Source organism: Streptomyces sp. NBC_00038, from assembly GCF_026343635.1.
Taxonomy (GTDB): domain Bacteria; phylum Actinomycetota; class Actinomycetes; order Streptomycetales; family Streptomycetaceae; genus Streptomyces.
Genome location: NZ_JAPELQ010000001.1, coordinates 4527720 through 4552733 on the forward strand (window position 1 = coordinate 4527720; position 25014 = coordinate 4552733).

The 25014-nt window shown below is 68.0% G+C and carries 18 protein-coding genes; 8 read left to right on the forward strand and 10 right to left on the reverse strand.

The window, feature by feature from the left end; all coding sequences use genetic code 11:
• Positions 1 to 114: 114 nt before the first annotated feature.
• Positions 115 to 303 (reverse strand): DUF397 domain-containing protein, encoded by a 189-nt coding sequence (locus OG219_RS20410; protein WP_266828475.1) that lies wholly within the window; start codon positions 301 to 303, stop codon positions 115 to 117.
• Positions 300 to 1157: a helix-turn-helix transcriptional regulator gene (locus OG219_RS20415; protein WP_266828477.1), complete on the reverse strand. Its 858-nt coding sequence runs from the start codon at positions 1155 to 1157 to the stop codon at positions 300 to 302. Before OG219_RS20415 ends, OG219_RS20410 begins: the two co-directional genes overlap by 4 nt.
• Positions 1158 to 1293: 136 nt before the next feature.
• Between OG219_RS20415 and OG219_RS20420 the strand changes: the two genes are divergently transcribed.
• Positions 1294 to 1749, forward strand: coding sequence for an ATP-binding protein (locus OG219_RS20420; RefSeq protein ID WP_266828479.1), 456 nt, complete (start codon positions 1294 to 1296; stop codon positions 1747 to 1749).
• Between the two features lie 83 nt (positions 1750 to 1832).
• On the opposite strand, the gene OG219_RS20425 is transcribed toward OG219_RS20420, so the two are convergent.
• Entirely contained in the window at positions 1833 to 4043 is a 2211-nt protein-coding gene (locus OG219_RS20425; protein ID WP_266828481.1) for an MMPL family transporter, read from the reverse strand.
• 136 nt (positions 4044 to 4179) lie between these two features.
• Positions 4180 to 4770 carry a TetR/AcrR family transcriptional regulator gene (locus OG219_RS20430; RefSeq protein WP_266828483.1) on the reverse strand — a complete coding sequence of 197 codons (591 nt, stop codon included), beginning with the start codon at positions 4768 to 4770 and terminating at the stop codon, positions 4180 to 4182.
• A gap of 212 nt (positions 4771 to 4982) precedes the next feature.
• Here OG219_RS20430 and OG219_RS20435 point away from each other — a divergent pair, with 212 nt between their 5' ends.
• Positions 4983 to 8252 (forward strand): S41 family peptidase, encoded by a 3270-nt coding sequence (locus OG219_RS20435; protein ID WP_266828485.1) that lies wholly within the window; start codon positions 4983 to 4985, stop codon positions 8250 to 8252.
• Between the two features lie 69 nt (positions 8253 to 8321).
• Here OG219_RS20435 and OG219_RS20440 read toward each other — a convergent pair whose 3' ends face one another.
• From OG219_RS20440 to OG219_RS20455, 4 genes are all read right to left on the reverse strand, one after another.
• Positions 8322 to 8522: a hypothetical protein gene (locus tag OG219_RS20440; RefSeq protein WP_323183287.1), complete on the reverse strand. Its 201-nt coding sequence runs from the start codon at positions 8520 to 8522 to the stop codon at positions 8322 to 8324.
• Positions 8523 to 8638: 116 nt separating this feature from the next.
• On the reverse strand, positions 8639 to 9523 hold the full coding sequence (locus tag OG219_RS20445; protein ID WP_266828489.1) for an SDR family oxidoreductase: 885 nt from the start codon (positions 9521 to 9523) through the stop codon (positions 8639 to 8641).
• Complete coding sequence (locus OG219_RS20450; protein WP_266828491.1) at positions 9520 to 10437, reverse strand: alpha/beta fold hydrolase; 918 nt, start codon at positions 10435 to 10437, stop codon at positions 9520 to 9522. Before OG219_RS20450 ends, OG219_RS20445 begins: the two co-directional genes overlap by 4 nt.
• A complete protein-coding gene (locus OG219_RS20455) occupies positions 10434 to 11978 on the reverse strand; it encodes an NAD(P)/FAD-dependent oxidoreductase (RefSeq protein ID WP_266828493.1) in 1545 nt (514 codons plus the stop codon). The genes OG219_RS20450 and OG219_RS20455 overlap by 4 nt, the downstream gene beginning before the upstream one ends.
• 154 nt (positions 11979 to 12132) lie before the next feature.
• Between OG219_RS20455 and OG219_RS20460 the strand changes: the two genes are divergently transcribed.
• A complete protein-coding gene (locus tag OG219_RS20460; RefSeq protein ID WP_266836163.1) occupies positions 12133 to 12762 on the forward strand; it encodes a MerR family transcriptional regulator in 630 nt (209 codons plus the stop codon).
• Positions 12763 to 12804: 42 nt separating this feature from the next.
• On the opposite strand, the gene OG219_RS20465 is transcribed toward OG219_RS20460, so the two are convergent.
• On the reverse strand, positions 12805 to 13281 hold the full coding sequence (locus tag OG219_RS20465; RefSeq protein ID WP_266828495.1) for a DUF4231 domain-containing protein: 477 nt from the start codon (positions 13279 to 13281) through the stop codon (positions 12805 to 12807).
• A gap of 292 nt (positions 13282 to 13573) precedes the next feature.
• Here OG219_RS20465 and OG219_RS20470 point away from each other — a divergent pair, with 292 nt between their 5' ends.
• On the forward strand, positions 13574 to 14902 hold the full coding sequence (locus tag OG219_RS20470; RefSeq protein WP_266828497.1) for a recombinase family protein: 1329 nt from the start codon (positions 13574 to 13576) through the stop codon (positions 14900 to 14902).
• Between the two features lie 59 nt (positions 14903 to 14961).
• Here OG219_RS20470 and OG219_RS20475 read toward each other — a convergent pair whose 3' ends face one another.
• Positions 14962 to 15825: an exodeoxyribonuclease III gene (locus tag OG219_RS20475; RefSeq protein WP_266828499.1), complete on the reverse strand. Its 864-nt coding sequence runs from the start codon at positions 15823 to 15825 to the stop codon at positions 14962 to 14964.
• On the opposite strand from OG219_RS20475, the gene OG219_RS20480 reads away from it, so the two are divergent.
• From OG219_RS20480 to OG219_RS20495, 4 genes are all read left to right on the forward strand, one after another.
• Positions 15824 to 16303, forward strand: a complete 480-nt coding sequence (locus tag OG219_RS20480; protein WP_266828501.1) for a GNAT family N-acetyltransferase — start codon at positions 15824 to 15826, stop codon at positions 16301 to 16303. The two genes, OG219_RS20475 and OG219_RS20480, sit on opposite strands and share 2 nt — an antisense overlap.
• A gap of 442 nt (positions 16304 to 16745) precedes the next feature.
• The gene (locus tag OG219_RS20485; protein ID WP_266828503.1) at positions 16746 to 20549 is read left to right on the forward strand and encodes an AAA family ATPase; all 3804 of its coding nucleotides are present in this window, start codon (positions 16746 to 16748) and stop codon (positions 20547 to 20549) included.
• A 571-nt stretch (positions 20550 to 21120) separates the two neighbouring features.
• Entirely contained in the window at positions 21121 to 21567 is a 447-nt protein-coding gene (locus OG219_RS20490) for a hypothetical protein (protein ID WP_266828505.1), read from the forward strand.
• A gap of 64 nt (positions 21568 to 21631) precedes the next feature.
• The gene (locus OG219_RS20495; protein WP_266828507.1) at positions 21632 to 24988 is read left to right on the forward strand and encodes a hypothetical protein; all 3357 of its coding nucleotides are present in this window, start codon (positions 21632 to 21634) and stop codon (positions 24986 to 24988) included.
• The last annotated feature ends 26 nt before the right edge of the window (positions 24989 to 25014 follow it).

A 25014-nucleotide genomic window follows, 5' to 3' on the forward strand; every position in this document is an offset into this window, starting at 1 on the left:
ACGGGCATATCGCAACTAACGCTCGCTGCAATCCTCTGACCTGCACACACTCGGATCGTGACAGAGTCGTGATGGGTCACACTCACGTTCTGGACAGGTGAGGGTGCTGCGGGTCTACATCCCCGATACGTGCGCCACGAAGTCCGTCCACGTGGTGGGGTCCACGGTGAGGCAGGGGCCTTGGGTGTTCTTGGAGTCACGGACGTGGATGGTGGCGGGGGCCACGGCTATCTCGACGCAGTCGCCGGGTTCGCTGCTGTCGCTGTAGCTGCTCTTGAACCAGTGGAGTTCCGTGGTGCTCATAGTCTCCCCAGCAGTTGCTCGATGAAGGCTCGCGACTCCCTCGGCGTGAGAGCCTGCGCCCGGATCATGCTATAGCGCAGCTCAAGGATCCGAAGATCCCTAGGAGTTGAGACCGGTCGGCCATTGAACGCCCCGTCGGAACGACCGACCGCCGTACCGTCCTGGAACTTCAGCACGTCGATCAGTCCGTCCATTCCGGCATGGTCCTCCCGATCGGTCGGCATGACCTGAAACGTGACGTTCCGAAGCTGGGCCGCCTCCAGTAGGTGCTCAAGCTGTCGCCGCAACACCATCTTCCCTCCGATGGGGCGCTCCAGCGTCACCTGTTCCTGGACAAAGCCGAGCGTCGGGGCAGGATCCCGTTCGAAGATCACCTTTCGCGCCATGCGCGCATCGGTCTCCCGCGCCACCACGTCCGGCGAGAGCGCGGGCTGCCTCGTCTCGAACAGCGCCTTCGCGTACTCCGGTGTCTGCAACAGTCCATGGATGTTGTGGTTGCGGTACCACGCCGACTCAACAGCCCGAGCCTCCAGTTGAGCCAACTCCCGCACCTTCTTCGGATACCGGGCCTTGTCCGTGTGCACCCGCAGCGCTTTGATCGCCCCGCTCGCGTCAAGCACCTCATCCGCCTGGTACAGGAACTCCAGCCGTGGAATCCGCACCCCACGCTCGATCTTGCGGATCATGTCCTCCCCGTACCCCATCGCCTCCCCGAAGTCGACCGCACTCATCCCCGCGGCCTCCCGGTGGAACTTGATCACCCCGCCGACGACCTCGATCATCGGCGCCATCTCGTCCCCGGGCTCGATGCCCCAGCCCGCCTCGTCCACGCCCTCGCCCACGCCCTCGCTCATCGCCCACCTCCAACGCGCACTCGTACCCGCATGGCACGGAGACAGCCGAGACAGCCCGAGACAAACGCCGGACAGTAACGGTACGCACACGCGCCGCGACTCCTCACCGTACGCAGAGTCGGCCACGCTGAGTGACATGAATCAAGAGACCGCCACCCCTCGCCCCCAACTCGACCACCCCATCCGCAACTTCAGCATCCTTCTGTCCCCCACACCCCGCGGCGCCCGCCTGGCCCGCCTCCTCGCCGCCGAACAACTCCGCAGCTGGGAGCTGCCGTTGGAGGAGCCGAGCCAGATCGTCGCCGAACTCGCGGCCAACGCGGCCACCCACGGCCGGATCCCGGGCCGCGACTTCCGACTGACGCTGTACGTCGTAGGCGACACGCTCCGTATCGAGGTCACGGACACACGCGGTGACCGCCTCCCCCGGCTCAACCAGGCGGAGGCGCACGCGGAGTCGGGGCGCGGCCTGCTGCTCGTGGACGCGCTGGCGGACCGCTGGGGCGTGACATCGGGACTGCCGCCACGCAAAACGGTCTGGGCAGAGGTGGACGTAGGCATGGCCCGGCACCCACAAGACCGGCAGCCGTAAGAGCCGTACACAGGACAAGGCGCCCCACCTCAAACGTGGGACGCCCTGTCAGCCGTTACGCGAGCCTCAGGCCCGTAGAACCGTTATGCGCGGACCAACTCCCGGTCCTCGTCGCGCCGCTCCTCATCCAGCTTGCGCAGCCCCTCGCCCTCGACGTCGACGTTGGGAAGGGCGCGGTCGAGCCACTTAGGCAGCCACCAGGCCTTCTTGCCGAGCAGGGAGAGGACCGCCGGGACGATCGCCATGCGGACCACGAAGGCGTCGAAGAAGACGGCGATCGCGAGGCCGAAGCCGATCATCTTGATCATCGACTCGGTGGAGCCGATGAAGCCGCCGAAGACGGCCATCATGATGACGGCGGCGGCGGTCACGACGCGGGCGCCGTGGTTGAAGCCGGTGACGATCGCCTGGTTGGGCTTCTCGCCGTGGACGTACGCCTCGCGCATGCGGGTCACGAGGAAGACCTCGTAGTCCATGGCGAGACCGAAGACGACGCCCACCATGAAGATCGGCATCATCGACATGATCGGGCCGGTCTCCTCGACGCCCATCAGGCCGGCGAGCCAGCCCCACTGGAAGACCGCGACGACTGCGCCGAGCGCGGCCAGCACCGAGAGCAGGAAGCCGAGGGCCGCCTTCAGCGGGACCAGGATCGAGCGGAAGACCACGATCAGGAGCAGGAAGGCCAGCCCGACGACCAGCGCCAGGTACGGGATCAGCGCGTCGTTGAGCTTCTGCGAGAAGTCGATGTTCATCGCCGTGGTACCGGTGACCAGCACCTCCGCGCCGGTGTCCGCCTTGATGTCGCCGGCCTCGCCGCGGATGGCGTGCACCAGGTCCTCGGTGGTGATCGAGGAGGGCTTGGAGTCCGGGATCACGGTGATCGTCGCGGTGTCCCCGGCCTCGTTGAGCGGTGAGGGAGTCACCGACACGACGTCGTCGAGGCCCTTGATCCGGTCGGTCACCGTGGTGACGGCGGCGTCCGGGTCGTCGCTCGACTTCACGTCCGCGACGATCATCAGCGGGCCGTTGAAGCCGGGGCCGAAGCCGTCGGACAGCGTGTCGTAGGCCCGGCGCTGGGTCGTGGACGTGGGCTGCGAACCGTCGTCGCCCAGGCCCAGTTCGAGCGAGGTCGCCGGGATCGCGGCGGCGCCGAGCGCGACGACACCGAAGAGGAGGACGGCGACCGGACGGCGTACGACGAAGCTCGCCCAGCGGGTGCCCATGTTGGGCTTGCCCTCCTTCTTGGCGGCCCGGCCCCCTCCGAGAAGCTTGCTCTTCTTGCCCGCGGGCTGGACCTTCTTGCCCGCGTAACCGAGCAGCGCCGGGATCATGGTGAGGGCGATCAGCACCGCGATCACGACCGTGCCGGCCGCCGCGATGCCCATCTTCGTCAGCATCGGGATGTTCACGACGGACAGCCCGACCAGCGCGATCACGACCGTCAGGCCCGCGAAGACCACCGCCGAGCCCGCCGTGCCGACCGCTCGCCCGGCCGCCTCCTCGCGCTCGCGGCCCTCGGCCAGTTCGGCTCGATAGCGCGAGACGATGAACAGCGCGTAGTCGATGCCGACCGCGAGGCCGATCATCATCGCGAGGGTGGAGGTGGTGGTGCCGAGGTCGAGCGCCTTCGCCAAAGCCGTGATGGTCGAGATACCGATGCCCACGCCGATCAGTGCGGTCAGCAGCGGCAGCCCGGCCGCGATCAGCGAACCGAAGGTGATGACGAGGACGACCGCGGCGACCGCGATACCGATGATCTCGGTGGACCCGGTCTCGGGCGTCGCCTGGAGTGCGTCACCGCCGATCTCGACGGTCATCCCGCCGGCCCGCGCTTCCTTCGCCGCGTCCTCCAGTGCCTCCTTCGAGGAGTCCTTCAACTCCATGCCGGAGACCTTGTACGAGACCTGCGCGTACGCGACCGTCCCGTCCTTGGAGATCGACTTGTTCTCGTACGGGTCGGTGACGGAGGTGACTTCGGAGCCGTCTCCGAGCGCCTCGACGGTCTTCTCGACGGTCGCCTTGTTGGCCGCGTCCTCCATCTTCTCGCCGCTGGGCGCCTTGAAGACGACACGCGCGGTCGCACCGTCGGCGCTGCTGCCGGGGTTGCGCTGTTCCAGCAGGTCGAAGGCCTTCTGCGCCTCGGTGCCGGGTATCGAGAACGAACTGGTGCCCGCGGCGGGTGCGCTTGCCGCTCCGACGCCCGCGAGCGTCAGCAGCGCAACCCAGATCAGGGCGACGAAGTGCCGTCGCCTGAAGGCGAGTCGGCCGAGTTTATAGAGAAATGTAGCCACGAGGGCGTACTCCCGGTCAGGTCGTTGGATGGCAAGGGGCTGGTGCGATCACCCGCTGGGGAACGGGAGAGGGCAGGAGGGATCAGCCCGACGACGTGAGCGGTCGCGTCAGGTGCAGGTAAGGGGGTTAAGGGAATCAGGCGCCGAGGGCAGGGAGGACGACGGCGTCGACGTACGAGGTGAGGAAGGCCTGACTCGGCGGCAGTTCGTCGATCATCGTCCGGGCCGCGAAGCCACCGATCAGCATGTGCATCACGTAGTCGACCGCGGGGTTGTCCGGACGGATCTCGCCCCGGTCGATGGCGCGCTGGATCACGCGCCGCACGTCCGCCATCTCCGGCTCGATGAGCAGTTCCCGGAAGGCGCGCAGGAGGTCGGGGTTCGCGTGCATCGCCACGGCGAGACCCCGCATCAGCGCGGAGTTCTGCTCCATGTGACAGTCGTCGTCACGCGTCACCATCGCGTGGAAGTCACCCCGCAGGGATCCCGTGTCGACGTCACCCACATTGACCGGCTTCTGGTGCCGCATCGCCTTGACGACCAGCTCGGCCTTGCCACCCCACTGGCGGTAGAGGGTGGCCTTGCTCGACTTGGTGCGGGCGGCGACGGCGTCCATGGTCAGGGCGTCGTAGCCGACTTCCCGGAGCAGATCGAGCACGGCCGTGTACAGCTCGGCCTCACGCTCGGGCGTGATCCGACTGCGTCGCACCGTTGCGGCTTCAGTCATCCCACTCACCTTCTCCTGCTCCGACGGATTCATGCGCCGACTGGGTACGTCGACGTCGTACATCACCTTCGTACGTCTCTGAAGATACCCTGAGAACGAGCGAAACGAAACCGTTTCGTACGTGTCCTGTGTCACGAGTCCTCCGCTCAACCCCCGCAACCGACACCCATGCACAAGTTGCCGAGGCCCTCCGAGCGGAAAAGCATGGGTAGGTGAGCGACGAGTACGAGAACGCGACCCCCGGGGAAAACGCCCCCGGATACCTGCGCTTCCCGCACCTCAGCGGCGACCGGCTGTGCTTCGCGGCCGAGGACGACCTGTGGGTGGCCCCCCTCGACGGCCCGGGCCGGGCCTGGCGCGTCACCGTGGACCGCACCAAGGTCGGCCACCCCCGCTTCTCCCCCGACGGCCGCCACATCGCGTACACGAGCTGGCGCAGCATCGCCCCGGAGATCCATCTCGCGCCGGTGGACGGCGGCCCCGGCCGACGGCTCACCTACTGGGGCAGCGCCGACACCCAGGTCTGCGGCTGGTCCCCCGACGGCGACATCCTCGCCGTCGCCTCGCACGGCCAGCCCTTCTCGTACTTCACCTGGGCCTACAGCGTCCCCACCAACGGCGACCCCGGCGGCAAGCTCCCCTGGGGCCCGGTCTCCGACATCGCGGTCGCCGACATCGGCGACGAGCGCCGGACCCTGCTGCTCACCGGCACCCCGCCGCACGAGCCTGCCGCCTGGAAGCGCTACCGCGGCGGCGCCACAGGACGGCTCTGGCTGCACGGCAGACGCCTTCTCCCCGACCTCGAAGGCCACCTCGACACCCCCATGTTCGTCGGCGGCCGCATCGCCTTCCTCTCCGACCACGAAGGCGTCGGGAACCTGTACTCGTGCGCTTACGACGGCTCCGACCTGCGCCGCCACACCGACCACGACGCGTACTACGCCCGGCACGCGTCGAGCGACGGCACCCGTGTCGTCTACCAGTGCGCGGGCGACCTGTGGATCGTCGACGACCTGTCCGCCGACTCGGTCCCGCGCCGTCTCGACGTCCGGCTCGGCGGGCCGCGCGCGGGACGCCGTACGTACCAGGTGCCGGCCACCCAGCACGTCGACGGCATCTCCGTGGACGAGACGGGCCGGGCCAGCGCCGTCGTCGTACGCGGCAGCCTGTACTGGCTCACCCACCGCGACGGCCCCGCGCGCACCATCGCGGACACCCCCGGCGTACGGGTCCGGCTCCCCGAGATGCTCGGCTCCGGCGGCCAGGTCGCCTACGTCACCGACGCGGAGGGTGAGGACGCCGTCGAGATCGCCTACCTCCCGCGCGCGAGCGGCGAACGCGAACCGCGCCGCCTGGCCTCCGGCGAACTGGGCCGCGTACAGGAACTGGTGTCGGACCCGCAGGGCGAGCGCCTCGCGATCGCGTCGAACGACGGGCGCCTGCTGCTCCTGGACGCTTCGGAGGAGTCGAACGGCGAGGTCACCGAGCTCATCCGGTCCATCAACGGGCCGGTGCGCGATCTCGTGTTCTCGCCCGACGGGGCCTGGCTGACCTGGGCGCACCCCGGGATCGGCCGCTCCCTGCGCCAGATCAAGATGGCCCGCATAAAGGACCGCCTGATCGTCGACGTCACGAACGGCCGCTTCGAGGACGAGAATCCGGTGTTCACCAGCGACGGCCGCTATCTGGCCTTCCTGTCCTGGCGCGGCTTCGACCCGGTGTACGACGTCCACACCGGGGACCTGTCCTTCCCGCTCGGCTGCCGGCCCTATCTGGTGCCCCTGTCGTCCGCGACCCCCTCTCCCTTCGCGCTGAACCCCGACGGGCGGCCGGTCGCCGGGGGCCTGGACCCGGTCGAGGACGAGTCCGGCGACGGCAGCACGGTGACCGTCGAGGTCGAGGGCCTGGAGAGCCGGGTGACGCCGTTCCCGGTCACCGCCTCCAAGTACTCGGCGCTGTACCCGGTTTCGGGCGGCGGCCTGGTCTGGCTGCGCTGGCCGATCTCGGGCGCGCTCGGCGAGACCTTCGCCAACCCGGACGACACGTCCGGCCGCCCCACCCTGGAGTACTTCAACATCGCCAAGGCGAAGAAGTCCGAACTCGTCGACCATCTCGACTGGTTCGCGGTGAGCGGCGACGGCAGCCGCCTTGTCGTGGTCGACGAGGGCGACCTGCGCGCGGTCCCCTCCACCGAGTCGGGCGACGGCGACTCCACCGTCTGGATCGACCTGCGCCGCATCCTGCACGAGGCGGACCCGCCCGCCGAGTGGCGCCAAGCCTACGAAGAGGCGGGCCGCATCATCCGCGCGTACTACTGGGAGCCGCGCATGTGCGGCATCGACTGGGACGCGGTCCTCGCGCAGTACCGCCCGCTGGTCGAACGGGTCGCGTCCCCCGACGAGTTCGCGGATCTGCTCCGCGAGGTGCTGGGCGAACTGGGCACCTCGCACGCGTACGTCTCGGCGGCCCGCCGCAACGAAGGCCCGGCGCACTACCAGCGCTGGCAGGGCCTCCTCGGCGCCAACTTCGTCCGCAGGGACGGGACTTGGATGCTCAAGCGGATCCTCCCCGGCGACTCCTCGGACTCCAAGGCACGTTCACCCCTCGCCGGTACGGGGATCCGCGAGGGCGCGGTGCTCACCCACGTCGATGGCCGGCCGGTGGACCCGGTCACGGGCCCGTATCCGCTGCTGGCGGGAGCGGGCGGTACGACGGTGGAGCTGACGTTCACACCGGCGGAGGGCGAGGGACGGTCACGCCGGGTCGCCGTGGTCCCGCTCATCGACGAGCGGCCGCTGCGCTACCAGGACTGGGTGGCCAAACGCCGCGACGTCGTACGGGAGTTGAGCGGTGGGCGCTGCGGCTACCTGCACATCCCCGACATGGGCGGCTCGGGCTGGGCCCAGTTCAACCGCGACCTGCGCCTGGAGGTGTCCCGGCCCGCGCTCATCGTCGACGTGCGCGGCAACGCGGGCGGCCACATCAGCGAACTGGTCGTCGAGAAGCTGACCCGCAAGATCCTCGGCTGGGACCTGACACGCAACGCCCAGCCGGTGTCGTACGCCTCCAACGCCCCGCGCGGTCCGGTGGTCGCCCTCGCGGACGAAGCGACCTCCTCCGACGGCGACATGATCACCGCGGCCTTCAAGCTGCTGAAGCTGGGCCCGGTCGTCGGCCAGCGCACCTGGGGCGGGGTCGTCGGCATGACCGGGCGCCACCGCCTCGGCGACGGGACGGTGATCACGGTGCCGATGAACGCCGCCTGGTTCGACGCGTACGGCTGGTCCATCGAGAACAAGGGCGTCTACCCGGACCTGGAGATCCTCCGCACGCCGCTGGACTGGGCGGAGGGCCGCCACGCGCAACTCGACGACGCCGTGCAGCTGGCCCTGGACCTGCTGGGCACCCAGCCGGCGGCGTCTCCGCCGGACTACTCGAACGTGCCGGACCGGACGAGGCCGAAGCTGCCGCCGCGCGGCTGAACGCCCGAGTGGGGCGCCCTCGTTGAAGAGGGCGCCCCACTCTCGCGTACAGCTCGTGCCGCTCAACGATCAGACGTCGTAGTCCTGGTCGAAGCGGTCCTGAGCCTCCTGCTGCGCGCGTTCCGTGTCCTTCTGGTTACGGTCACGCTGCTCCCGGCCGGGCTCACGCTGCTGCGAGGAACGCTCGTCCATCTCGTCCTGGTTCTCGCCCATCTTCTTCTTGGCCTGCTGCTTCATCTCTTCGGCCTTGTCCTGGAACTGGTCCTTCATGCCCATGAGGTTTCACTCCCGTTTGTGGGTGAGGGGATCGGGGCTCGACCAGACTTACACGGGGGCATAAAGCACGCATTTCGATCAATAACGCACGGTGAGGTACAGCGAGTAACTCAAGGTGAGGTGCCCTGTCGCTCCTGCTCGTCCGCCACTCCACCGGCCCCCACGAGCCCCGTACCCACACCCTTGAGCCGCGGCTCCAACCGCCGCATCTCCCGCTCCCCGACCGCCGCGATGATCCCGGGCAGATACCCGCGGATGCCCTGCGACCCCCGCAGCCACCACTGCGCGTACACATGGCTCGACCGCCGCTCGATCCCGGCGACGATACGGTCGACGGCCGGCCCCAGCGGATACGTCTTGTTGGCCGGCCACGGCAACCGCTGCCGCAGCTCGCGCATCACCTCGTCCTGGTCCGCCCCGCGCACCATGTCGGTATCGGTCCAGGACAGGTACCCGACCCCGACCCGCACCCCCTTGTACCCGACCTCGGCACGCAGACTGTGCGCGTACGCCTCCACACCCGACTTGGACGCGCAGTACGCGGTCATCATCGGGGCCGGCGTGATCGCGGCGAGCGAGGCGATCTGGAGCAGATACCCGCGGCTCTCCATCAGTACGGGCAGGAAGGCACGGGCCGTCACCGCCGAGCCGATGAGGTTGACCTCGATCACGCGCCGCCAGGCGACCGGGTCAGACTCGACGAAGGGCCCGCCACTGGCCACCCCCGCGTTGGCGACGACGATGTCCACCTTCCCGAACCGCTCCTTCACCTCCTCCGCGACCCGCGCCATCGCCTCGTGGTCGGTGACATCGGCGTACCAGTGACCGCTCTCGCCGTGCAGCCGCTCCGAGACCCGCTTGAGCTCGTCCGCCTCAAGACCGACGAGCGCGACCTTCGCACCGCGTGCGGAGAGCTTGCGGGCGAGGAGCTCACCGACACCCCGCGCCGCTCCCGTGACGACCGCGACCTGCCCTTCGAGACTCACCCTGCTCATGCGCCCTCCTTGACCTGTACATACGTGGACGTCATTTCGCGTATCCGCCCGGTCACCAGCTCCGGCGCCTCCACCGGCGTCATGTGCCCGAGCCCGGTCAGCTCGGTGAGCCCGACGCAGTTCGGCAGCGCGGCCACCAGGGCACGCGCGTGCACGGCCGGCGTCATCCGGTCCGCCGTACCCACCAGCACGGCGGTCGGCACCACCAACTCCCGTACGCCGTCGTCGAGATCGAGCAGATCGAGCACCACCGACCAGGCGTGCCGCACCCGCCGAGGACACGCGTGCACGATCCGCGCGCACGCGTCGACCATGCCCGGCGACGAACCGGGGCCCATGGTCGCGTACTTGAGGATCCGCCTGGCGAGCGGCGTGACCGGCCCCAGCGGCGCCCGCGAGCCGAGAACCGACTTGGTGATCCGGGTCCGCAGCCGCCCGGCACGCATCGGCACCACCCGCGACTCGTCGACCAGCCTCGAACTCCCCGTGCTGCACAGCAGTACAGCCGCCGCGTGCTCCCGGAAACGCGGCCGCGCGGAGGCCGCCATCAACGTCATCCCGCCCATCGAGTGCCCCACAAGCACGGCCTTCTCGCCCGGCGCGAGCGTGGCCGCGAGCACCGCCTCCAGATCGTCGGCGAGCGCGTCCGTACCGCACGCGTCACTGGCGGGACTGCGCCCGTGCCCGCGCTGGTCGTACGCGATGACCCGGTGGTCGGCCGCGAGGTCCCGGATCTGCGCCGCCCAGAAGGCGGTTGAACAGCTCCAGCCGTGCGCGAGGACGACAGCAGGCAACCCCTCGGGCCCGTGCACCTCGACATGCAGCCGCGCCCCGTCTGCGGAGACGGCGGTCAGCTCGCGCCCCGGAACGGGCGGGGCATAGGGCCCGTGCGACACATGCATGAGTCGGCTCATGCTCCGGCCTCCACCTTCTTGTCGGTACGGGACTTTCCTGCGGCCTTGCTCGCAGGGGACTCTTCTGCCACCGGGGGTCGCAGGACGTCGTACTCCGCCAACTCGACACGCCGCGTCGCCCTGCGGAACTCGGTCGTGGTCCCCGGCCAGACGGTCGTGTTGACCCCGTTGGCGTCGAGGTACCAGCTGTCGCAGCCGCCGGTGTTCCAGACCGTGCGCTTCATGCGCTCCTGGACCCCGCGGTTCCAGGAGTCCACGGCGCCGGGCCGGGCGTCGAGCGCGGCCCGCCCGCCGAGAACGCCCAACTGCCGTACGAAGTCGGCCATGTAGTTCAGCTGGGACTCGATCATCAGGATCATGCTCGAGTTCCCGAGACCCGTGTTGGGCCCGATGATCGTCATCCAGTTGGGGAACCCGGCGGCGCTGGCACCGCGCAGCGACTTCATGCCGTCCTTCCAGGACTCGGCGAGCGTCCGGCCGTCCGCGCCGACGACCCGGTCGGCGATCGGCATGTCGGTGACATGGAAGCCGGTACCGAAGACGATCGCGTCGACCTCGGCCTCGCTGCCGTCGGCGGCGACGAGGGTGGACCCCCTGATCTCACTCAGGCCGCTCGCCACCACGTCCACATGGGGCTGGGCGAGCGCCGGATAGTACGTGTTGGAGAGCAGGATCCGCTTGCAGCCGATCCGGTAGTCCGGGGTCAACTTGGCCCGCAGGGCGGGGTCCTTGATGGCACGGGCGATATTGCGCTTCGCCAACCGCTCCACCATCCCCAGCTCGTTGGGACGCTTGGTGAACGCCTGGACCTGCAACTCCCTGATCCCCCACAGCAGTCCACGCCTGGCCTGCGCCGTGAACGGCAGCTGCCGGTGCAGCCACCGCTCGGCACCGCTGATGGCCCGGTCGACGCGCGGCATCACCCACGGCGGGGTCCGCTGGAAGAGCGTGAGGTGCGCGACCTCCGACTGCACGGCCGGCACGATCTGAATGGCCGAGGCCCCCGTACCGATCATGGCGACGCGCTTGCCGCGCAGGTCGTAGTCGTGGTCCCAGCGGGCGGAGTGGAAGACCTTGCCGGGAAAGGTGTCGATCCCGGGAATGTCCGGGATCTTGGGATCGGACAGCGGCCCAGTGGCCGAGACAACGACATCGGCGGTCAGGAACCCACTACTGGTCTCGATCCCCCACCGCAGCTTCTCCGCGTCCCAAGTCATCATCTTCACTTCGGAGTTGAACCGAAGATGCGACCGCAGCCGGAAGACGTCCGCCACGTGCTCCAGATAGGCCCGGATGTGCTCCTGCCCGGAGAAGGTGCGCGGCCAGTCGGGATGGGGCGCGAACGAGAACGAGTACAGATGGGACGGTACGTCGCAGGCGCACCCGGGATAGCTGTTGTCCCGCCACGTGCCGCCCACGCTGTCGGCCCGCTCCAGGACGACGAAGTCGGTGACCCCTTCACGCCGCAGCCGCACAGCGGCCCCCAGCCCACCGAACCCGGACCCGACAACCGCGACTCGCACATGCTCGTGCTCGGTCATCCCGACGCCTCCCTAGCCGCACGACCGCGCCAGTGAACACTGGCGCAATGGGGAGAGTAGGGCAGGTACGTACTCATGGGTAGGGGGCGCGGCAATGAAAGTTACCGAGGGTACGACGTAGGGTGCCGACGTGACGGAGAAGCACGAGTACCGGATGGCGGAGCTGGCCAAGGAGGCCGGCATCACCGTGCGCACCCTGCGCTTCTACCGCGAGCGCAAACTGATTCCGCCACCGCGCCGCGAGGGCCGTATCGCCTGGTACGACGACACCCACCTGGCCCGCCTGCGCACGATCTCGGCGCTCCTGGAACGCGGCCACACCCTGAACGGCATCGCGGAACTGGCGGAGGCCTTCGACCACGGCCGCAACGTGGGTGAGCTGCTCGGCCTCGGCGGGCCCACCGAGGAGACCCCGGTACGCCTCTCCCCCGAGGAACTCGCCGACGTCTTCGCCGGCCAGGCCACCCCGGAGAACCTCGCCGCCTCCCTCGACCTCGGCTACCTCGGCACCGACGGCGGCGAACTCGTCCACATCAGCCGCCGCCTCCTCGACGCCTCGGCCGCCCTGGTCCGCGAGGGCATCCCCCTCACGGACGTCCTCGCAACAGCCCGCCGCGTACGCGCCCACGCCGACGCCCTCGCCGACCTCTTCATCACCCTCGCCCTCACGGAGAACCGCACCCCGGAGGACCTCCAACGCCTGCGCCCACTGGCGAAGAGCGTGGTGGAGGCGGAGCTGTCGATGGCGTTGGACAGGCGGCTCAACCGTCGGCCGGAGGCTTGAGCGACTACCGCGGAGCAGGCGCCGCGCGGCCTGGTCGGGGAATCAGGTATCCCGCTGGTCCGCATGTCGCTGATCGAGCCATCGGCGACTGATGTCGGCCCACACTTCCTGCGCTCTCTGGAAGAACGGGTCGACGTCCTCGACACGTATGAGGTCAGGCGCCGTCCGTACGAGGAGGTAGTCCAGTTCGTCTCTGATGCGGCGCAGCCTGACCTCCGACTCCTCCATGAGAACCCAACGGGCTCTCCAGTTGAAGAAGGGTTCGACCGCATTTACAGCGACCCCGACGGCACCCAGGGAAAAGGCCAGACTGGCCCAGAAGTTGAGGTCCTGCAGTCCCAGGATGACTGTCGAGGCAACGGAGAAAGCCAAGGACAGCAACTTGACCATCGAGGCGGACCGACGGAAACGCGCTCTGCGGCTTTCGGACCACTCCATCCCGGCTGTGAGCTGACCTTGAACCCAGCGGGCCAACTCCACCGGCGGAAGCCCAGCCGGAGGTTGCGGGTTCTCAGCCATCTCAGCGTCCTCATGTCGACAACTCGCATCTGGTCCGCACCGATGCTCATCTTCCCCAGGAATCCGGCGGTCGACTCGCGCCGCCGCACAGCTGCTGCCAGCACCCGAAAAATACCGTTTAGTCAGGTTTTCGCGAGATCACTGACAGAACCCTGGACGTTCACTCCATCGAAGTACATTCCGGCCAACGGAAGACAGACACCAGTTCACACTCCGAGAGTGAGACCGAATAGACCCCGGCGGCTGTCCTACCAGCCCCGGGGCGCGGCCGACACTGTCGAGGAGTGCCAACATGCTCAAGCCTAGTTCCCAGCAGGCTTCGCCGACTTCGCTTTCCGCCGGGCAACCCAGAGCACTCGCCGCCCTGCGCCTCAGCTGTCTGACGAGTGTGACGACTTCACCTGGCCGACAACGCGCCGCCATCCAACTCTGCGCCGAGCAGCTCGACTTCACCCTGATCGGCGAGGCATCGGACCTCGGCATCTCAGCCCGCAGGACGTCCCCCTTCGAAAGGCCGTCCCTGTCCTCCTGGCTACGTCGCCCCCAGGAGTACAACGCCGTCGTCTGGTCCCACGTGGACCGTGCCGTCCGATCCGTGGCGCACATGGCCGAGTTGATCACTTGGGGGAGGCAGCACGACCGGACACTCGTCTTCGGGATGCCCGAGGCGGATCGCCCGCTCATGGTGACACCGCAGTCGACCGGCACCGCGATCCGGCGGTGTATGGATCTTGCCCGCGCCGCCGAGCAAGAGGCCCGCACCATTTCCAACCGTCTCACCGACAGCCACGAAGCGCTGCGCGCGGCTGGTCGCTACGGAGGCGGTCTGGTCCCCTTCGGCTACCGAAAGGCGTTGCACCCCTCCGGCAGCGGCTGGTGTTTGACCCCTGATCCCGAAACCACACCTGTCGTCCGCATGATCGTGGAAGAGGTGCATGCGGGTCGCTCCCTGCTCGCCATCGCGCGCCGACTCAACGAGACGGGTGTACTGGTGCCGCGCGACCGCCACGCCCAACTCCAAGGACGGCCGCTGGGTGGCCGGCGCCATGGACGCGACTTCGAACACTTCCGCTGGACGCCCGGAACCCTGTCCAAGGTGCTGCGCAGCCCATCGCTGATGGGCCATCGCGTGCACCGGACACAGACCGTTCGCGACGTAGAGGGTGCACCCGTGCTGATTGGTCCGCCGCTGCTCACCGAGGACGAGTTCGATGCTCTGCAGGACATCCTTCTGGCGCGTTCAAACGGCACTCGCAGCGAGCGCCGGACGACTACGGCCCTGCTCACCAGGGTGGCGCACTGCGCAGGCTGCGGGGGACGCATGTACTTCGCCGCGCGAAAGGGATATCCGTACGGCGACTACGCGTGTCGTGCCACCGCCCGAGGCGAGGTATGCCCCGCCCCCGCCGCCATCCGCTCCGACTGGCTCGAGGAATACGTGGTCAACCACTACCTCCAGACGCTCACCGCGGAAGCTGAGGTAACCCGGGAACACCTGCTCCTCAGCGCTGTCCGGGTCACCGTCAGCAAAGGCCGCCCTGGGGGCGGCCCCAGTCGACTGACCGGGCCGGACACCTCGCGCCTGACCTTCACGATCGGGGAATGTCACACCGCGAGGTGAGTCAACTGAGGACTCGGTGGGGCGTGCCATGTCGACCGGGGCGGCACACCCCGCACCCGTCAGGTCTGGAAAACCACGGTCACCGGAGCATGGTCCGACCACCGCTCCTCATGCCGGGCGGCCCGCTCCACAAACCCCTTGACCGCGCGCCCGGCGAGACCCGCCGTAGCGACAGCCAGGTCGATCCTCCACCCTGAATCATTATCGAAGGCCCGCCCCCGGTAAGACCACCACGAGTACGGCCCCTCCACATCCGGATGCAGCGCCCGCACGACATCGACGTACCCGCCCTCGGCCGCGTCGAAGACCCGTCCCAGCCACTCCCGCTCCTCGGGCAGGAACCCGGAGTTCTTCTTGTTCGCCTTCCAGTTCTTGAGGTCGGCCTCCTGGTGGGCGATGTTCCAGTCGCCGCACACGACGACCTCACGCCCGTCGGCGGCGGCGCGATCGCGCAGCCCCTTCAGATAGGCGAGGAACTCCCCCATGAACCGGATCTTCTCGTCCTGCCGCTCGGTCCCGACCTCGCCCGAGGGCAGATAGAGGCTGGCGACGGTGACGCCCGGGAGGTCGGCCTCGACGTACCGCCCGCTGGAGTCGAACTCCTCGGACCCGAACCCGACCTGCACACGGTCGGGCTCGCGCCGCGTGTACAGGGACACGCCCGCGCGCCCCTTGGCTGCGGCGGGCGCGTGCACGACGTGCCAGCCGTCGGGCGCGCGGACCTCGTCCGGCAGCTGCTGCGGCTCGGCGCGCACCTCCTGGAGGCACAGCACATCCGCGGAGGTCTCCGCGAGCCACTCCACGAAACCCTTCTTCGCGGCGGCCCGGAGCCCGTTCACGTTCACAGAGGTAATAGTCAGCACTCGGGCACGATACTTAATGCCTACCACCCACCCTACGCATAGAAGTACGATGGTTCGCATGAATATCCGCCCGGTCCCCTTCGACCACCCCGACGCCGTCAAACTCAACGACCAGGTACAGGCCGAATACGCCGAGCGCTACGGCGACGAGGGCGACGTCACACCGCTCGACGCGTCGATGTTCGAGCCGCCGCTCGGCCGGTACCTCATCGCGTACGACGAGCAGGACCGGCCGGTGGCCACCGGGGGCTGGCGCACCCAGGACGAGAACGACGAGGGGTACTCGGACGGCGACGCCGAACTCAAGCGCATGTACGTGGTCCCACAGGCCCGCGGCCTCGGCCTCGCCCGCCGCATCCTGGCCGCACTGGAGTCGGACGCCCGCACGGCGGGACGCACCCGCATGGTCCTCGAGACGGGCACCGAGCAGCCGGAGGCGATCGCCCTGTACACATCGAGCGGCTACGAGCCGTGCGCCAAGTTCGGCCACTACCGCCACTCACCCATGAGCCGCTGCTTCGCAAAGCCGCTGCACTGACAGGCCGACAGACAGAAATCCCGCCCAGTTCAATGAACTGGACGGGATTTCAAGATCTGTTGACGATCTGACCCATCAACAGGTCGCAGTGTGGGCCGTTCACGGGTGGGTCTGAGCTGGGGATACGAGCACGTTCTCCAGGACCTTCCCAATCAGGCGGAGATCATTTCCCGACAACTTGCACACACCATGCATATGTTTGGTCGGCCGGTTCGGGGAGCTCGACGTAATGACGCGGTGCGCCAGCGGGAAGATCGATCTACGAGACGTCTGCCGCTGGCTCGAGTGAGCGACCGCATCGGGTTGACCGCCTGGACCGTGCAGCTTCTCTTCTGGGAGGGCGGTCACCGGATGCGCCACCACTCACGGGCGAACGCGGTGAACGACCACAAAGGGTCGGAAAGCCGGACTGTGCGTCCGTACCAGGTGATAGACCTCCTGTATGGCTGGCATTCAACACCTGTCGATGAGGGTTCCGTGGCGGGACCGCCCCTGGGACCAGTTCATCTGCGACGACCCGTTGGGGAACTCGTCATGTACGTTGCTCACCGCGATCGGCAAGGGCCGGGACGACTCGTTCGAGGTCGCCCACGCCGGTGCCGGGATCGACGCCCTCGATCAGAACCAGCTCCCCTGCCTCAGCGAGCGCGCGACGTTCATGTCTCCGCTCGGCTACACGGTCGTCAAGCAACATCCGTACCGACACAGCCGTGCGCTACAGGGGATGCTCCACGACACTCACGTCACGCTCCCCGGCTACGCCTTCGAGGCGGTTCCCTTCCGCTGGATGAACCGCGAGGTCTTCGCGCAGGAGGTCGGCCATGAGCGAGCCCCCTTGTTCAACCAGGTCGCGGAGGATGCCGTTGACGCCGCGCTGCACTCCAACCCGCCGTGGGTGATGGATGGAGGCAACCAACGTGCCATCTTGGATGCCTTCTTCGAGCCCGTCGCCCCGGGTGACTCGTTGGTCTTCGCCTATCTGAAGCACTCACCGTTTCAGGAGCAGCGCACCGACCGGCTGTTGGTGGGCGCCGCACGGGTCACCCGCGTCACCCCGCCGCCAATGTGGAACCAATCGGGGAACCCGCCTTTCAGTTCCGCCATGTGGGAAACGGTTGTCGAGCACTCGCTCCGCGCCGATATGACCGACGGGCTCTTGCTGCCCTACCAGCAACTCGTCTCCCTTATGGACGAGGGCATTGACGTCGACAAGGCGCTCGCGTGGGCCCCTGAGGGCCGCATTGTCGAGTTCTCGTACGTCACCGAGCACCTGTCCGACGATGCCGCCATCGAGGCGCTCACCTCGCTGCAGTCGGCCGCCGATGGCATGCGCGAACTGGGTGTGGACCTGCCTGACACCGGCTACGAATGGCTACAGGCCCAGATCGAGCGACTCTGGCAGCTACGCGGCCCTGTCCCCGGCCTGCCGGGTTTCCTCAAGGTGATCGGCGTCCAGCAGCCGTACGTGGCAGCGCGAGCGGTGATGGCAGAGGTGGGTGACGACACCGACCCGTGGGACCTCCTCCAGGCTGTCTTTGCCGAACCGTCCTGCGCGCCGAGTGGGATAAGAGCGCACATCGGCGCTCTCCAGGCCAGGATCTGGAAGAAGGTGACGCCAGAGCGTCAGGCTGTGCTGCGTCTGCTCTCCGGCTTCGACATCTCCCCGGCACAGGTGCAAATGCTGCTTGAAGGCGCCACGGAGGTCGAGATGACGGCCGAGGACCTACTGCAAAACCCGTACTTCGCTTCGACGTGCACCTACGGCATCGCGGAACACGTGCCGTTCACGACCATTGACCGCGCCCTCCTCCCCCCGACCCACGTCACCTGGAAGCCTCCGGTTCCCGACGACGTCAAACTGGAGGGCCACCTCGATCGACGTCGGATCGAAGCATTGCTGACCGACGTGCTCGAACGACAAGGCCGGCAGGGCGACACAGTCGTACCGGAAGGCGAGACCATTGCTCTGGCAATGGACATTCCGCTCGCTCAACCGCTAGCGCTGACCAAGACCATCCTGGCGGGTCTCGATCTGGACCATGACGGCGTCAACGAGTGGAGTGAGTGGTCACCCCTGACAAGCGTGTCGCTCGCGGACGGCACTCCGGCGTACAAGCTCACACGGTTCGACGAGACCTCTTCCGTCATCCGGGACTGGATCAGCACTCAAGAGAACCGGGACAGCCTCGGGCGGGTCGCGGACGCCAGAACGGTGTTGGACAGGGCGCTCGACCGGAACCAGAACGTCACTGGAGAGCTCGACGAATTGGAGGAACGCGCTCGCACCGAGAAGGTCGCCGGCCTCTCGGCCCTTCATGACGCCCCGCTCTCGGTGCTCATCGGGCCGGCCGGAACGGGCAAGACAACCCTGCTGCGCGCCTTGGTCGAGTATCCCGGTGTCCCCGCAGGCAATGTGCTGCTTCTCGCTCCCACCGGCAAGGCGAAGGTCCAGCTGGAGACCAAGGTGAAGCTGCCCGCCAAGACTCTGGCGTCGCACCTGAGCGCCACTCACAGGTACGACGGAGAGACCGGCCGGTACCTCGTGTGGGGAGACCAGCAACCACGACACAACTACGCCTTGGTCGTCATTGACGAAGCATCGATGCTCACCGAGGAGATGCTCGCAGCCACCCTCGACTCCTTCACCGGGGTCAAACGACTCATCCTCGTCGGCGACCCACGCCAACTCCCACCGATCGGCGCAGGCCGCCCCTTCGTCGACCTCGTCAACAAGCTGCGACCCGACAGTTTCAGTGGCTGGGTGCGGGTGGCACCGGGCTACGTCGAACTCCAGGTGCCTCGGCGCCAACTCGCCGACGGGAGCCACGGCAACCGACACGACCTTGAGCTGGCAGCCTGGTTCGGCGACAACACACGGGGCGCAGGCGACGAAGCCATCTGGGCAGAGCTGGCCACCAACCCCGACTTGCCCACCGTGCGATACGTGCCCTGGGGCGACAGAACTGCCGTCGAGGCGCTGACCGACGAGCTCAAGCACAACTTGGTTCTCGATGGCGACCCGGACCCAGCGCGAGCCTTCGCCCTCACCTATGGCGGCGTCATCAACGGCGCGTACCTCAACTGGCAGGTGGGCGCGGGCGAACATGCCGAGGACTGGCAGATCCTCTCCCCGACCCGCTCTCGGGCATTCGGCACAGTCGAGCTCAACCGTCACATCAAGCGCACGTACCGGTCAAACGACACCACGTGGGCACAACGAGACACCCGTCGCGGCAACATCCCGAAACCGATCGGACCCGAGCTGATCGTTCGCGGCGACAAGGTCATGCAGACCACCAACAAGCGCCTGCACGCGTGGCCCAAGCAGAACGCGATGAACTACGTTGCGAACGGTGAGATCGGCGTCGCGATCGGATTCGTCACGCCAGCGACGAAGACGCCCAAGTCCCAGCTGCGCCTCAGCGTCGAGTTCTCTTCCCAAACCGGGTTTCAGTACTCGTACTGGCCGACGGACTCCGATGACGCGCTACTGGAACTCGCATGGGCCGTTACCGTCCACAAGTCGCAGGGATCGGAGTTCGGCACGACCTTCCTCATTCTCCCTTCCCGGGCGAACGTCTCCCGGGAACTCATGTACACCGCCCTGACCAGGCAGAAGGACAAGGTCGTCATCCTCCACGAGGGCACGCTCTCCGATCTACGCGATCTTGCACAGCCTTGGCGCTCGGAAACGGCCCGACGACTGACCGACCTGTTCGACGCACCACACCCGGTAGCCCTCGAGATCCAGGGCACGGCCCGCCGCTTCGACCGGAAGCTCATGCATGTGTCGGCGAGCGGCATCCCGATGGCGTCGAAGAACGAAGTCATCATCGCTGGCCTCCTCGACCAACTCGCCCCAGGTCACTGGCAATACGAGGGGTCTTTCACCGGTGCCGACGGACGCGTCGTCCGGCCCGACTTCACGATCTCAGCCAGCGATGGCCGCACGGTCTACTGGGAGCACGCAGGCATGCTCGACCTACCCGACTACGCCCGGAAGTGGGAGCTCAAGAAGGCCTGGTACGCAGACAACGGCATCCTTCCGCACAACCAAGGCGGCGGACGCAACGGTTCGCTCATATGGACGGACGACCTCAACGGCGCCGACGCGCAGGCGTGGTTGACCTTCGCGTCTGAGGTTCTGGGAGTAACGCCGGCCATGCCACCAGACCGCGCGGGCGACCAGACGGGGCCAGCACGGCGAGTCGCCAAGAAGACAGCGCAACGGCGTCCCAATTCCTAGCAATCATGATTTATCCCCATACCGGGGATCGCGCAGCGACGCTCAGCCCGAGGGTGCCGCTGACTGCTCGACCGGCAGGCCATCCCCTTCAGGTTCAAGATCGGCGCCGTCGCACCCATGGGTATCGGACGGCCTCACGCCAATAGATTGAGGAGCGAGCGACGTCGCGATCACCCGATCAGGAACCCTGTTCGACCACACAAACCGCTCGATCGGCAAGAGCCCGTGAACAAACTGATCGTTGCATGCGGAAATCGGTGAAGTGATGTGAACGAACAGGACCTCTGGCCGGAAAATCACAAGGCTCGAGGGCGTGCTGATGCTTGCTCCGCGCTCGGGGTGTTGATGGCGGAGCCGGGGGAGGCATTCGGTCAGGCCGGGCTGGGAGTCAGGGTGACGGTGTTGCCCAGGCGTTCGAGCTGGCGGACGAGTTCACGGGTGCGGCGCTCGTACCAGTCGGTGCCAAGGTCGTGATAGCGGGCATCGGGGACGGCGATCAGCTGCCAGTTTTAGATCGACAGAAAGCCGGGCGCCGCGATTGAAGAGCGCGCCGGTTGAACAGGTACTCCCCATGGCTGACATGGTTTCCGCTCTGACCGGGATCGGCGGGGCCTTGCTGGGCACCGCGGTCGGTGCGTTCGTCACGCATTTCCTGCAGCGGCGCAACGCCTCCCTGGCCCGTCTGCACGAGGAGCGCATCTCGGCCTACGTCGCCTTCGCGGAGGCGGTCATGGAGTTCCGCAGGGAACTCATGGACCGCTGGTTCGTCGAACGCGACGGCGCCGTCCACGACTCCACCCCGGTCTACTCGGCCCGCAGCACCATGTGGACCGCCTACTACCGTGTCGTCCTGCTCGCCGGGGACGAGGACATACGGCAATCGGCCACAACCGCAAGGGAGACCGTTTCGTCGATCAAGAAGGCAGGGAACATGGACACCATGAAGGAGCGCTCCGACCTGACGCGCGAGGCGGTGCGCCGGTTCGTCGACCGCGCCCGTACCGAAGTGTCCCGGTAGCACCTTCCCCGCTCTGCCGTCCAGATCGTTTGCCCGGTCCCAACTCGCCTGCCACGATGGCCGGGTGACGGACAGCGACCGGCCGACACGCCGGGCCACCCAGCCATCCCCCCTCGACACCATCATCAGGGACCTGCGGACAAACGGCGTCCCCTTGCCGGGAGATCTGTCACGGGCCATGCGCCAGTGCGTGCGCCCCGCGAAGCTCGACGCCGTCTCCGCGGACCCGGCGCCCGACGACCTGGTACAAGCCTGGAAGGCCACCAAAAAGCACCGGGACAAGGAACCACGCGAGGTGGTGTGGATTCCTCTGCTGCACATGTTCCGGGAGCACTTCTCCCTGCCCGGTCCGGGTCTTGAGGACGCGCTGGGGGCCGCAGGGATGTACCTGATGGGCACCCGGCGCGAGGTCACCCGTCAGCTCGGCAGCAAACACTTCCACCTCGGGCAGAAGCTCTTCATGGACGGACAACGCGAGCCCGGCCGCTTCCTGCTGCGTGAGGCCGTTCTCGCCCTCGAATGGGTTGACCGCAACGGACAGCGCATGCCGATCGTCGAGCGCTGCAAGTGGAACGGCCAGCTCGCCGTCGCACGCGTCCTGCTCGCCCGGGACCTGGACGAGACCGACCCCGAGGCCGTCGATCTGCTGCGGCGCGCCGAACACCACTCGGCCTTCGCCGAACAAAAGGACGACGGCGAGGAACACTTCGCCTACCGGGCCGAGATCCATCTCCGTCTGTTCCGTGCCGACCGCACCCCCGCTCACCTCGAGAAGGCGCACACCATCCTGCGTGGGCTCCGTCGTCCGCCGACCTCGAGAAAGCTGCGGACGACGAGGGCGGACGTCCTGGCCGGGCTCGGCCTCGTCCGGCTGCGCAGCGGGCAGTTCGACGAAGGGCTCCGGCTGCTGCGCGACGCGGAAGCCGCGTACACCGAGGCCCAGGACACGGCCGGACCGCCGAACGCCCAGGGTGCCCACCCCGGATACCTCCTGGCCCGGCGCGGGCACGTACGGCACCAGCTCTACCGCTTCGATGTCGACGCCGTCGGCCGCCGCGGCAGCGCACGGCTCGAGGACGCGCTCAGCGATCTGCTCGCTTCCGAAGCCGCCGGGCACATGAGTGAGCGAGTGATCGCCGCGGCCCTGCTGGACCGTTCCCGGGTTCGGCAGCGACGACGCGACCGGGCTGGTTCGGCCGCCGACCTGGACCGGGCGCGCGCCATGCTGGGCACCTCGCCGGAATCGGCTCGCCTCGCCGCGCAGGTGCGCGTCCAGGAACTCGACGAGGCGGTGGACCGTGCCGTGGAGGAGAGGGACACCGACGCCGTGCGCCGACTCGCCCGGGAGATCATCCGGCTGCCGTCCGACGCCCCCATTCCGAGTGCGGCCCTGTCCCGCGCGTGCCGGAGCGTGGTCGCCGGGGAGGGCACCGACCGGAGCCGTCTGCTGCTGGAGGACGCGCTCGACCGCATCGAAACCGACGTCATCCACCCGCACCTGCTGCCGTCCGGTCACCGCCACGTGGCGGGCCACGCCGCCCTCATCGCCCGGATGCTCGCGCGGACCGAGGAAGAGGTCGTACCCGCCGCGCTCGACCGGGCCCTGACCCTGTACCGGATCAGCTTCGACGCGTTGGACGCCCCCGCCGGCACCGATGCCTACGCCGATGCCGGTGCCTGCGCTCTGGACCTGGCCAAAGCACTGGCTGTCGGCGACGACGCCGACAGCGAGGACGCGAGCGGATTGCTGCGCGAGGCGGTCGATTGGCTGGAGAAGTCACTGACCAAGGCCCGCAATCCCTCGTCCGTGGTGCGTCCCAACTACGACCCGGTCATCGTCCACAGCCGACTGGGCGAGGCCGCCCTACGTTCCTACTCCCTCAACCCCACCGAACGCATGCTCGAACTGGCGATCAAGAACCTGGAGGAGTCGCTGGCACTCGAGTCGCTCGACGTGGAGGCGGTGGATCTCCGGCCGGAACGGGACCGGACCGCGATCCTCGGCCACCTGGGAGACGCCTACTACCGGCGAGGCACGAGGAACCGCGACGCCGAGGACCTTGAGCGCGCCCTCGCGCTTAAGGAAGAGACCTACACCGACGGCAACCGGGCCCGCGAGAACCGCAGTCTCGCCGCCGCTGCCGCCGAGCGGCTGCACCGCATCACCGCGGACGACACCCAGCTCACCCGGAGTGCTGGATGCGCACTCCAGGCGGCGACTTGCGACCCTGCCTGGCCCTGGCCGGTGCTGCAGCTCGCCGACCTCGCGCGTCGGTACGAGGCCCTCGACCCGTCCCGCCTGGCCGGTCTGCCGCCCGCCTTCCTGTCCGCGCCGCTCCTCGCGGGCGACCGGTCGGAACTCCTCGCGCATGCGGCCGGACTGGCCGCACGCAACCGCGAGTTCGCTGCGTCCGTCCTCGGCGGACAGCGGAGGTCCGGGGAACAGGGCGTCTTTGTCCTCAACGACAGTCACCGGCTGATCGAGCAGACCATCGTCCTCAAGCGACTGGCCGCCGGAGAGGCAGCACGGGAATGGGAATGGACGCAACGCCTGCGCCAGTGGCTCACCGACCGGCACGCTCCCGTGCACTGGCAACTGCCCGAGCCCCTCGGGCTGATCCCGCTGGAAGCACCCCATGAACAGGACGCCGTCTATGTCATGCGGCGCATGCAGGGACGGCTCCTGGGAGCGACCGTGACCGACCGGCTCACGGGCCGGGGCGAAGATCCGCTCCCCCACTTCGCCGAGGCTCTGCGTTACCTCGCCGCTTTCCAGGCCTGGCGCGTCCTGGACGACGCGGACACCCCCCGCACGGCGACCCCTCAACACGCCAGCGACTGGGCCGACCAGGTGACCAAGGCCTGCAACAAACTCGACGCGTCCCCCGGCCTGCGGAAGGCGCTCCTGGACCTGGTAGAGCCGCTCGGGGCGCCTGGCAGGCCCGTGGTGGCCAAGAAGGACCCCCACCCCGGAAACTGGATCCTCACCCCCCACGGCGGCCTGGTTCTCATCGACGTGGAATCCGAGAAGACCCTCCCGCTGCTGCAGGAAGCCGTCACGGTCATCGACGACCTTCCCCTGCTGCCCTTCGACGAGGAAGGCTGGGCGTTACGGGAAGAGTTGTACGACACCTACCTGGCCGCCCTAGACGAGTTCGGGCTGCCGGTGCCCCGTGCGGCGGAGGTTCTCGCCGACAGCCTCGAAGCCCTCACCATCTTCCACGCGGTGAAGGGCATCGGCCGTATCCGGCGTTGGAGCGACGACGTCTCGTCGTTCACCCTCTCGTTGCGCGGTGCTCAGGACGAGCACTACTGGAGCATCCTGGACCATCTCGCCGACCACGGGCGCGACGAGACCGCCCGCGCCTTCTGCCGGCTCTTCCTGGCGGAGGTCCAGCGCGACCGCACCACGACGGGCTGACCCGGTCTGCTTTCCCCGGCACCCCC

Excerpts from the sequence above, each read along its gene's own strand:
- OG219_RS20460 (WP_266836163.1), top strand. The coding sequence starts at position 12,133 with ATGGCGGAGCTGGCCAAGGAGGCCGGCATCACCGTGCGCACCCTGCGC.
- OG219_RS20465 (WP_266828495.1), bottom strand. The coding sequence starts at position 13,281 with ATGGCTGAGAACCCGCAACCTCCGGCTGGGCTTCCGCCGGTGGAGTTG.
- OG219_RS20475 (WP_266828499.1), bottom strand. The coding sequence starts at position 15,825 with ATGCGAACCATCGTACTTCTATGCGTAGGGTGGGTGGTAGGCATTAAG.
- OG219_RS20450 (WP_266828491.1), bottom strand. The coding sequence starts at position 10,437 with ATGAGCCGACTCATGCATGTGTCGCACGGGCCCTATGCCCCGCCCGTT.
- OG219_RS20490 (WP_266828505.1), top strand. The coding sequence starts at position 21,121 with ATGGCTGACATGGTTTCCGCTCTGACCGGGATCGGCGGGGCCTTGCTG.
- OG219_RS20480 (WP_266828501.1), top strand. The coding sequence starts at position 15,824 with ATGAATATCCGCCCGGTCCCCTTCGACCACCCCGACGCCGTCAAACTC.
- OG219_RS20430 (WP_266828483.1), bottom strand. The coding sequence starts at position 4,770 with ATGACTGAAGCCGCAACGGTGCGACGCAGTCGGATCACGCCCGAGCGT.
- OG219_RS20415 (WP_266828477.1), bottom strand. The coding sequence starts at position 1,157 with ATGAGCGAGGGCGTGGGCGAGGGCGTGGACGAGGCGGGCTGGGGCATC.
- OG219_RS20485 (WP_266828503.1), top strand. The coding sequence starts at position 16,746 with ATGGCTGGCATTCAACACCTGTCGATGAGGGTTCCGTGGCGGGACCGC.
- OG219_RS20410 (WP_266828475.1), bottom strand. The coding sequence starts at position 303 with ATGAGCACCACGGAACTCCACTGGTTCAAGAGCAGCTACAGCGACAGC.
- OG219_RS20440 (WP_323183287.1), bottom strand. The coding sequence starts at position 8,522 with ATGAAGGACCAGTTCCAGGACAAGGCCGAAGAGATGAAGCAGCAGGCC.
- OG219_RS20470 (WP_266828497.1), top strand. The coding sequence starts at position 13,574 with ATGCTCAAGCCTAGTTCCCAGCAGGCTTCGCCGACTTCGCTTTCCGCC.
- OG219_RS20455 (WP_266828493.1), bottom strand. The coding sequence starts at position 11,978 with ATGACCGAGCACGAGCATGTGCGAGTCGCGGTTGTCGGGTCCGGGTTC.
- OG219_RS20420 (WP_266828479.1), top strand. The coding sequence starts at position 1,294 with ATGAATCAAGAGACCGCCACCCCTCGCCCCCAACTCGACCACCCCATC.
- OG219_RS20445 (WP_266828489.1), bottom strand. The coding sequence starts at position 9,523 with ATGAGCAGGGTGAGTCTCGAAGGGCAGGTCGCGGTCGTCACGGGAGCG.